Raw genomic sequence first — 8935 nt, 5'->3', positions numbered from 1 at the left:
GAGTCCAGCATCACCGATTGGGTGTTTCCCGGCAGGTCGATCCTGAAGGGAGAGGCCTTGGCCAAGTTTGTTCGCACTGCGACAAACGGACGCCAAATCGAAAACATGAAATTGCCGTTGGGCATCGTTTCAGCCGACCTTCAAAACGGGCAGCCCATTTTGTTCCGACGAGGCGATCCTGGTGTCGCGGTGCGTGCGTCCAGCGCGGTCCCGGGGGTCTTCGAGCCCGTGAAAATTGCTGGCAGGGAATACATCGATGGCGGTGTGGTGTCGCCTGTGCCGGTCCGGTTTGCCAAACAAATGGGGGCCGACGTCATCATCGCTGTGGATATCTCCGCGATCCCGGAAGGCCAGCCGACCAAGGGGGCGCTCGACATCTTGATGCAGACGTTCAACATCATGGGGCACTCGATCAGCCAGTTCGAGTTGGCGGATGCTGACGTGGTGATGCGACCCAAGTTGGAGGGGGTTGGCAGCGCCGAGTTCAGCGCCCGGCGTTTGTCAATCCTTGCCGGGCGCGAGGCAGCGTTGATGGTGTTGCCCCAACTCAAGGAGCGCATCGCGCAAAAGACGCGCTAACAGGGCATCAATACGCGCATCCAGCGAAGTTAGCGCGGGGTGCCAAACGGGATACCCGTCAGCTTGAACCCCGATTTGATGCCGCGCTTGCTAAACCAGCCTTTGTTCATTTCCAGGACAAAGCGAACCGGTTTGGTCGAGCAATGGTTGTCCAGGGTTTGCGGCAGCATCTCATCAACGTTGACCACGGTGCCGTCGTCGGCCACAAACGCGACGGCCAATGGAATCAGCGTGTTTTTCATCCAGAAGCACTGCTGCGCGGGCTGCTCGAACACAAACAGCATGCCTTCGTTGCTCCCCATCGACGTGCGGTGCATCAATCCGATTTGATGCTCTTGGGGTGTCACGGCCACCTCCGCCGTGATGTTGTGCATGCCTGCACCCAGTTGAACGACGGTCTCAAGGTGTTGCGCACGGCTTTGCGCCAAAGCCTGCGTTGGCGCAAACAAGCCCAAAGTAGACAGACAAGCTGCGACAAAAGCCAGTTTCAGCGATGGAGCGCACTGTTCTTGAAACACAATTCGGGTCATTGATCTAATTCCTTGTGCGGGGCATCTTCGACTGTTAGCAAGACGGTTTGCCTTGCCGCGGCCCTGCAGCACTGTATCAGCGCGATCCATGAGTAATCCAGTCTCGCCTTCCCAAAATGCGCCTTTGCCGCCGCTGACACAGGCGCAGGCCGATGGCTTGAATGATCCGGACTTGCTGATGCAGTGTGTGGTCGAGGCACCACTTGGTAGCAGCTTGCGCCGTGTGGGCCTGGGGCTGTCGGGTATGTATTGCGCGGCATGCTCGATCACGATTGAAGACGCTCTGCTCAAAGTGCCTGGGGTGACGGAGGTGCAGGTTCAAGCAGCCAGCCAGCGTGCACGCATCCTGCTCGATCCGGGCAAGACCAAAATGTCTGATCTGGTGGATGCCATTCAGCGCGTGGGCTACAAGGCATGGCCCGATGCTTCGGCTCGTGCGGGGCACGAGCGCCTGAAGGAGCGCCGGAAGCTCTTGTGGCGTTTGTCGGTCGCAGCGTTTTGCATGATGCAGGTCATGATGATCACCACGCCGCAATATGTGGCGGGTCCTCATGAGATCCCAATGGATCTTTGGAACCTGATGAATTGGGCTTGCTGGGTGCTGAGTTTGCCCGTCATGCTGTTTTCTTGCGGGCCCTTCTTCACAGGCGCCTGGCGTGCGGCAAGGCAAGGGCGTATCTCGATGGACACCCCTGTGGCGCTCGGTATTGCCGCTACGTTCATTGTGAGTTCGGGCGTGACGCTGGGCGCTCAGGATGTCTTCGGCACGGAGGCGTACTTTGATTCGCTCACGATGTTCGTGACCTTTTTGCTGGGTGGTCGATGGTTGGAGAGCAGGGCGCGCGAAAAAGTGACTCAGTCCCTGGAGTCACTGTGCGTTCGATTGCCTGAGGCGGTGGAGCGCGCCATTGACGCTGACGCCGACCTCTCCCAGGTTCGTGTGGAGTCGGCTCCGTTGTCCTCGTTGCGGCACGGTGATCGTGTGCGTGTTTTGGTCGGTCAGGCCTTTCCGGCGGATGGTTTGCTGCTGGAGGGTGTGACAGAGGTCGACGAGGCGCTCCTGACGGGAGAGTCCAGGGCGGTGCCCAAGGCGGCCGGCCAGGTGGTGGTGGCAGGGAGTCTCAACCTGACCGCGCCTGTTTGGATGTGTATTGAGCGCCTTGGACCAGATACCCGCTATCAGCAAATTGTGTCCTTGGTGCATCAGGCCTTGACGGAAAAGCCTGGTTGGATGCGTGCGGCAGACCGCATTGCTGGCCCATTTTTGTGGGGGGTTGTGGTCCTGGCATTTTTGGGATGGTTGGGGTGGCACTGGATTGATCCATCCCGTGCCGTATGGGTCGCCGTTTCTGTTTTGGTTGTGACGTGCCCTTGTGCGCTGTCGTTGTCCGCTCCAGCAGCCCTGCTTGCAGCCGCTGGTGCCATGGCCAAACAAGGGTTGTTGGTCCGGCGTTTGGATGCGTTGGAGGCCTTGGCCGTGGTTGACCAGGTTTACTTTGACAAAACCGGCACCTTGACCGAGGGCGAGCTCAAGCTGGTCTCACTCGTTCATTCCGAAGGTCTGGTTGACGTCCGCAACGGATTGCCGGAGGCACTTTCGTCAAAGTGGGGGCTCGCGGCCTCATTGGCCTCCTACTCTCAACATCCCTTGTCTCGTTCACTGGTGCAGGCCGCGCAGTCCGTGGGTGGATGGCCTGCTCAATCGTGGCTGGATGTGCGTGAACTCGCTGGCAAAGGTGTGCAGGCGACGGATGCCCACGGCACGGTCTGGCGTCTGGGTTCCGCAGCTTGGGTGCTCGGTGATGCACAGAGCGTATTGTTGCTGACTGGCGCAGATTATCAAGACGCGCGTGTCTGGCTGGCTGTGCAAGGCGATGATGGCTCAGTCGATGTGTCAACGGCCTGTGGCTTCGTTTACGACGAGGTGTTCCGTGAGGAGGCCATGCCGACCGTGCGACGCCTTCGGGAGTTGGGGTGCCAGACATCTCTGCTGTCTGGGGACCATGAAGCGCGTGTGGTTGCTGCCGCAGAGCATCTGGGGCAGGGTGAAAATATGCACGTCGCGGGTGCTCAGGTGACGCCTGAGCAAAAGCTTCAGGTCATTGCAGACGCTCAGTCGGCCGGCCGCCACGTTGCCGTTGTCGGAGATGGCATCAATGACGCGCCGGTCTTGGCGAAAGCCAGTGTGTCGATTGCCTTGGATCAAGGTGCAGCGCTGGCACAGTCCCAGGCTGATTTGATCATCCTTGGCGGGCGACTGTTGGGCTTGCCGGATGCGGTTCAAATCAGTCGGCGAGCCATGCGCATCGTCCGTCAAAACTTGGTGTGGTCAATTTTCTACAACATGGCTTGCATTCCCCTTGCGCTGGCGGGCTTGTTGCCGCCTTGGTTGGCAGGCTTGGGGATGGCGTTCAGCTCCCTGGGTGTTGTATTAAATGCACTGAGACTCAGCGCCAATCGTCATTAAGAACGGCTACTCATGGAAATACTCTACGTCCTTATTCCAGTCTCTGTCCTGCTGGTACTTCTCATCCTGGCAGTCTTGGGATGGGCCGTTCATCGCGGGCAATTTGAGGATATCGAACAAGAGGGTTTGCGAATCCTCCAGTCGGACGATGTGAAAGACCCCGACGAACGTTGAGCCTCATCAAAATTAGATATGGATTTGCACGCACAATCCACCCTGTAACAATAGGAGAACAAGAGATGGCAACCACCCACTCTGCCACGTACAACGATGGGGTTGTCCGGGCCTTCGCCATTGCCGCCGTGGTCTACGGCGTCGTTGGCATGGCTGTCGGCGTCCTCATCGCGTCCCAGCTGGCATGGCCGGAACTCAACTTCGGCATTCCATGGCTGACCTACGGTCGGCTGCGTCCACTGCATACCAATGCGGTGATTTTTGCGTTTGGGGGCTGCGCCCTCTTCGCGACGTCTTACCACGTCGTGCAACGCACGTGTCAAACTCGTCTGTTCGCAGGCCCGCTTGCCACATTCACCTTCATCGGCTGGAACCTCGTGATTCTGCTGGCCGTCATCACACTGCCGCTGGGCATGACGACCGGGAAAGAATACGCTGAGTTGGAATGGCCAATTGACATCCTGATCACCTTGGTCTGGGTGGCTTACGCTATCGTGTTCTTCGGTACGGTCGGTACCCGTAAGGTTCGCCACATCTATGTGGCGAACTGGTTCTACGGCTCCTTCATCATTGCCGTGGCTCTGCTGCACATCGTCAACAGCGCTGAAGTCCCTGTGTCTCTGTTCAAGAGCTACTCGGCTTACGCTGGTGTGCAAGACGCGATGGTTCAGTGGTGGTACGGTCACAATGCCGTGGGCTTCTTCCTGACCGCCGCCTTCCTGGGCATGATGTACTACTACATCCCCAAGCAAGCTGGCATGCCCGTGTACTCGTATCGCCTGTCGATCGTGCACTTCTGGGCGCTGATCTTCACCTACATGTGGGCGGGTCCTCACCACTTGCACTACACCGCTCTGCCTGACTGGACTCAGTCCATCGGCATGGTGTTCTCGCTGATCCTGCTGGCGCCTTCTTGGGGTGGCATGATCAACGGCATCATGACCTTGTCGGGTGCTTGGTACAAGCTGCGTGATGACGCCATCCTGAAGTTCCTGATCGTGGCGCTGTCGTTCTACGGCATGTCCACCTTCGAAGGTCCGATGATGTCCATCAAGACCGTGAACTCCCTGTCTCACTACACCGACTGGACGGTTGGTCACGTGCACTCTGGTGCTCTGGGCTGGGTGGGCATGATCTCGATCGGTTCGCTGTACTACCTGATTCCTCGTCTGTTCGGTCGTACCCAGATGTACGCTCAGTCGGCCATCGCGCTGCACTTCTGGGCTGCCACCATCGGTATCGTGCTGTACATCGCTGCAATGTGGATTGCCGGTGTGATGCAGGGCCTGATGTGGCGTGCTGTGAACCCTGACGGTACGCTGGTTTACACCTTCGTCGAAAGCGTGAAGGCAACCTATCCGTTCTACGTGATCCGTGTCGCAGGTGGCTTGCTCTACCTGGGCGGCATGATCCTGATGCTGTGGAACGTTGTGATGACTGTGCTGGCTGGCCGTGCCGTTCAAACGCCCGTGCCTGCACCAGCTCACGCTTGAGGAGGAGAACAACATGGCTAACAATCACAATCCCTCCCTTTTCTCGCACGAAAAGATTGAGACCAGCAACTTCCTCATGATCGTTCTGATCCTGTTGGCAGTGGTGTTCGGTGCTCTGGTTGAAATCGTGCCGCTGTTCTTCCAACGCAGCACCACTCAGCCTGTGGAAGGGCTCAAGCCTTACACCGCACTGCAGTTGGCTGGTCGTGACGTTTACATCCGTGAAGGCTGCTACAACTGCCACTCGCAGATGATTCGTCCCTTCCGCGCTGAGACTCTGCGCTATGGTCACTACTCCATGGCTGGCGAGTTCGTGTACGACCACCCCTTCCAATGGGGTTCCAAGCGTACCGGTCCTGACCTGCACCGTGTCGGTGGCAAGTATTCGGACGAGTGGCATGCCGCTCACCTGAACAATCCCCGTGATGTGGTGCCTGAGTCGAACATGCCTGCATATCCATGGTTGGCCAAGGCCAAGCTGGAAGAGGCTGCCCCGATTGCTCCTCGCATGAAGGCGCTGCGTATGGTTGGTGTGCCGTACACCGATGACGAGATCAAGGCCGCTGACGCTGACGTCAAGGGCAAGACTGAACTCGACGCAGTGATCGCTTACCTGCAGGTGCTGGGTACAGCCGTCAAGTAAGGAGTGACGCACATGGACATCAACCTCGTACGAAGCATTTTCACCGTGGTGTGTCTGTGCGTTTTCGTGGGCATTGGTGTGTGGGCTTTCTCCCGCAGCAACAAGGCCCAGTTCGAAGAGGCGGCTCGCCTGCCTCTTTCTGAAGATTGATTGGAGGCTCATAAATGAGCGACTTCATTTCCAGTGGATGGTCGTGGTACGTCATCGCGATCGTCGTGTTCGGCCTGGTGTACTGTGCGTTCGTGCTGATCGGCGCAGCAAAGCACAAGGTCATTTATGACGCGGACGGCAACGTCGACAAGACCACCGGTCACGTGTGGGATGGCGACTTGCGTGAGTTGAACAATCCGCTGCCTCGCTGGTGGTTGATGCTGTTCATCATCACCTTGGTGTTTGCTGTGGCTTACCTGGCGCTGTACCCCGGTCTGGGTGACGCCGCTGGCAAGCTGAACTGGTCGTCCAAGGGCCAGTTGGATGCCGAAATTGCCAAAGCTCAAGCAGAAGAAGCCAAGGTGTATGCCAAGTTCAAGACGATGTCTGTTGAAGACATGGCTCGCGATCCTCAGGCTCACGCCATTGGTCAGCGACTGTTCCTGAACAACTGCGCGGCTTGCCACGGGTCTGATGCCAAGGGGGCAAAGAGCTTCCCGAACCTGACCGACACCGACTGGCTGCACGGCGGTTCTCCTGACAAGATCCTGGAAACCATCACGCATGGTCGCCGCGGTCAGATGCCCGTCATGGCTGCTGCAGTCGGTGGCCCTGAAGAGGTTCGCCAGGTTGCCAACTATGTTCTGAGCTTGTCCGGTAGCGGTCACAACTCCATCCTGGCTGAGCTCGGTAAGGAGAAGTTCAAGGCTGTTTGCGCAGCCTGCCACGGTGCTGACGGTAAGGGTAATCAAGCCATTGGCGCCCCCAACCTGACAGACAAGATCTGGCTGCACGGTTTCGGCGAGCAAGCCATCATGGACATGGTCAACAACGGCAAGACCAACGTGATGCCAGCTCAAGAAGCCCGTCTGTCGGCTGATCAGATCAAGGTTGTTGCTTCCTACATCTGGGGTCTCTCCAACGTCACCCAGGCAGCGGAAGCTAAGTGATAAGGGTTGCCCCTGATTGCATCGAGCGGGTTCGCTTGATGTCAATCAAAGGGGTGACTTATTTCAAGCGGTAGCAGTGTGAGCGTGATACCCTACTGGGTATCGTCACCTGCACCGCTTTTTTCATTTGTGTCATGACTGATTCGACCAATACACCAGAAAGCAAGACTGCAGAGACGGCCAATCAAGCCGCCCCACAGTCCCCCGGCCAGCAAACTGCTCACGTTCATGAGCAAGTTGTTTCGCTCTACAAAAAGACCGAGAAAATTTATGCCCGTGAGGTAGAGGGGTGGTTCACGCGATGGCGCTGGGTCATGGTGTGGGTCACGCAATTGGTGTTCTATGTCACGCCATGGTTGACCTGGAATGGTCGCCAGGCCGTGCTGTATGACTTGACCGCACGACGCTTTTACATGGGCGGCTTGGTGCTTTACCCACAGGATTTCATCTTCCTGACAGCACTGCTCGTGATTTCTGCGTATGGTCTGTTCCTGTTCACGGCAGTGGCAGGGCGTCTGTGGTGCGGATACGCATGCCCGCAATCGGTCTACACAGAAATCTTCATGTGGATCGAGAACAAGATCGAAGGCAGTCGTGTCAAGCGCATGAAGATGGACAAGGGTCCATGGAATGCGGAAAAACTGGCCCGTAAGTCGGCGAAGCAGGCTGCGTGGATCGCGTTTGCTTTGTGGACGGGTTTCACCTTCGTGGGCTACTTCACGCCGATTCGTGTGTTGGCCCAAGAAGTGGTCACCCTGGGCATGGGTCCATGGGAGATTTTCTGGGTGCTGTTTTATGGCTTTGCCACTTACGGCAATGCCGGCTACATGCGCGAGCAGGTCTGCAAGTACATGTGCCCCTACGCACGTTTCCAAAGTGCGATGTTCGACCGCGATACGCTCATCATCAGTTATGACGTCAAGCGTGGTGAGCCACGCGGCAAGGGTAAAAAGTCGGCTGACGGCGCACCACAAGGTGATTGCGTCGACTGTTCGTTGTGCGTGCAGGTGTGTCCAACCGGTATCGACATCCGCAAGGGTTTGCAATACGAGTGCATCGGTTGCGCAGCCTGCATCGATGTGTGCGATGGCGTGATGGATAAGATCGGCAAGCCACGCGGACTGATCCGCTATGCAACGTTGAATTCCATGGACAACGGCTGGGGTCGCAAAGAGATGTGGGCGCGTGTGGCACGTCCCCGCGTCATGATTTACACGGCCATCTTGTTCGCAGTTGTCGCGGTCTTCTTGTACAGCTTGTATAGCCGCGTCCCCTTCCGGGTCGACATTGTTCGCGATCGTGGGGCCTTGGCCCGCGTGGTGGACGAAGGATTCGTTGAAAACGTCTACCGAGTTCAGGTCATGAATGCGAGCGAGAGTAAGCAGAAGTACCGCATCGGTGTAGAACAATTGATGCAGGCTCAGGTCTCCGGTGGCGAAGAAATTGTTCTTGGTCCAGCGGAAGCGCGTTGGGTGCCGATCGCGGTTCGCATTCCGCCTGACGTCAGTAGCCGTATGGGCTCGGGTGCTTTTGCGATGACGCTGGTGGTCGAGCAATTGCGTCAGGGTGATCAGGCTCAGTTGGATGTTCGTGAGAAGACCACGTTCATGGTGCCGCGTTAAGATTCGGCCCAATCAGGAGTAGATATGTCTGAAGTTAACAATCAAGATTCCAAGCCGCTGGACAACCCTCCTTGGTGGAAGTTGCCCATCGTGTGGATGGTGATTGCTGGTCCTGCGCTGGTCGTCGTCGCCTCGTTGTTCACGGTGGGTATCGCTGTGCGCCACGTGGATCCTGTTCTGGATACGTCGGCAACGAAGGCTGGCGCCATCAAGGATATGCCGGCCATGCAGGGGCGCAACAAGGCGGCTGAAGGGTCGCGTGAAGCTGCTGACCAGTAATGAACGTGTTTTGACCTGGCGTGCCCCGTCAGGTCGGCAACAAAAAAG

10 protein-coding genes are annotated in these 8935 nt (G+C 57.5%); 9 read left to right on the top strand and 1 reads right to left on the bottom strand.

The window, feature by feature from the left end; all coding sequences use genetic code 11:
• The coding region (locus ACMV18_RS01595) for a patatin-like phospholipase family protein (RefSeq protein WP_420816432.1) at window positions 1-579 on the top strand (579 nt) is incomplete at its 5' end.
• 29 nt (window positions 580-608) lie between these two features.
• Here ACMV18_RS01595 and ACMV18_RS01590 read toward each other — a convergent pair.
• The gene (locus tag ACMV18_RS01590) at window positions 609-1109 is read right to left on the bottom strand and encodes a DUF192 domain-containing protein (protein ID WP_374257599.1); all 501 of its coding nucleotides are present in this window, start codon (window positions 1107-1109) and stop codon (window positions 609-611) included.
• An 88-nt stretch (window positions 1110-1197) separates the two neighbouring features.
• Here ACMV18_RS01590 and ACMV18_RS01585 point away from each other — a divergent pair, with 88 nt between their 5' ends.
• The 8 genes from ACMV18_RS01585 to ACMV18_RS01550 all read left to right on the top strand — a co-directional run bounded on the left by ACMV18_RS01585 (window position 1198) and on the right by ACMV18_RS01550 (window position 8887).
• Window positions 1198-3576 (top strand): heavy metal translocating P-type ATPase, encoded by a 2379-nt coding sequence (locus tag ACMV18_RS01585; RefSeq protein ID WP_420816431.1) that lies wholly within the window; start codon window positions 1198-1200, stop codon window positions 3574-3576.
• A 12-nt stretch (window positions 3577-3588) separates the two neighbouring features.
• A complete protein-coding gene (gene ccoS / locus ACMV18_RS01580; RefSeq protein WP_420816430.1) occupies window positions 3589-3750 on the top strand; it encodes a cbb3-type cytochrome oxidase assembly protein CcoS in 162 nt (53 codons plus the stop codon).
• A gap of 65 nt (window positions 3751-3815) precedes the next feature.
• Window positions 3816-5243 (top strand): cytochrome-c oxidase, cbb3-type subunit I, encoded by a 1428-nt coding sequence (gene ccoN / locus ACMV18_RS01575; protein WP_420816429.1) that lies wholly within the window; start codon window positions 3816-3818, stop codon window positions 5241-5243.
• Window positions 5244-5256: 13 nt separating this feature from the next.
• Window positions 5257-5886, top strand: a complete 630-nt coding sequence (gene ccoO / locus ACMV18_RS01570) for a cytochrome-c oxidase, cbb3-type subunit II (RefSeq protein ID WP_420816428.1) — start codon at window positions 5257-5259, stop codon at window positions 5884-5886.
• Window positions 5887-5898: 12 nt separating this feature from the next.
• On the top strand, window positions 5899-6036 hold the full coding sequence (locus ACMV18_RS01565; RefSeq protein ID WP_374258569.1) for a cbb3-type cytochrome oxidase subunit 3: 138 nt from the start codon (window positions 5899-5901) through the stop codon (window positions 6034-6036).
• A gap of 14 nt (window positions 6037-6050) precedes the next feature.
• Entirely contained in the window at window positions 6051-6986 is a 936-nt protein-coding gene (ccoP, locus tag ACMV18_RS01560) for a cytochrome-c oxidase, cbb3-type subunit III (protein WP_420816427.1), read from the top strand.
• A gap of 134 nt (window positions 6987-7120) precedes the next feature.
• Window positions 7121-8608 carry a cytochrome c oxidase accessory protein CcoG gene (ccoG, locus tag ACMV18_RS01555; protein WP_420816426.1) on the top strand — a complete coding sequence of 496 codons (1488 nt, stop codon included), beginning with the start codon at window positions 7121-7123 and terminating at the stop codon, window positions 8606-8608.
• 24 nt (window positions 8609-8632) lie between these two features.
• A complete protein-coding gene (locus tag ACMV18_RS01550) occupies window positions 8633-8887 on the top strand; it encodes a nitrogen fixation protein FixH (RefSeq protein WP_374258564.1) in 255 nt (84 codons plus the stop codon).
• The last annotated feature ends 48 nt before the right edge of the window (window positions 8888-8935 follow it).

It is taken from the genome of Aquabacterium sp., from assembly GCF_048860245.1.
Taxonomy (GTDB): Bacteria; Pseudomonadota; Gammaproteobacteria; order Burkholderiales; family Burkholderiaceae_C; genus Aquabacterium.
The sequence above is the reverse complement of the archived record's forward strand: the minus strand, read 5'-3'. Positions and strand labels throughout refer to the sequence as shown.

Excerpts from the sequence above, each read along its gene's own strand:
- ACMV18_RS01565 (WP_374258569.1), top strand. The coding sequence starts at position 5,899 with ATGGACATCAACCTCGTACGAAGCATTTTCACCGTGGTGTGTCTGTGC.
- ACMV18_RS01585 (WP_420816431.1), top strand. The coding sequence starts at position 1,198 with ATGAGTAATCCAGTCTCGCCTTCCCAAAATGCGCCTTTGCCGCCGCTG.
- ACMV18_RS01590 (WP_374257599.1), bottom strand. The coding sequence starts at position 1,109 with ATGACCCGAATTGTGTTTCAAGAACAGTGCGCTCCATCGCTGAAACTG.
- ccoS (WP_420816430.1), top strand. The coding sequence starts at position 3,589 with ATGGAAATACTCTACGTCCTTATTCCAGTCTCTGTCCTGCTGGTACTT.
- ccoN (WP_420816429.1), top strand. The coding sequence starts at position 3,816 with ATGGCAACCACCCACTCTGCCACGTACAACGATGGGGTTGTCCGGGCC.
- ccoP (WP_420816427.1), top strand. The coding sequence starts at position 6,051 with ATGAGCGACTTCATTTCCAGTGGATGGTCGTGGTACGTCATCGCGATC.
- ccoO (WP_420816428.1), top strand. The coding sequence starts at position 5,257 with ATGGCTAACAATCACAATCCCTCCCTTTTCTCGCACGAAAAGATTGAG.
- ccoG (WP_420816426.1), top strand. The coding sequence starts at position 7,121 with ATGACTGATTCGACCAATACACCAGAAAGCAAGACTGCAGAGACGGCC.
- ACMV18_RS01550 (WP_374258564.1), top strand. The coding sequence starts at position 8,633 with ATGTCTGAAGTTAACAATCAAGATTCCAAGCCGCTGGACAACCCTCCT.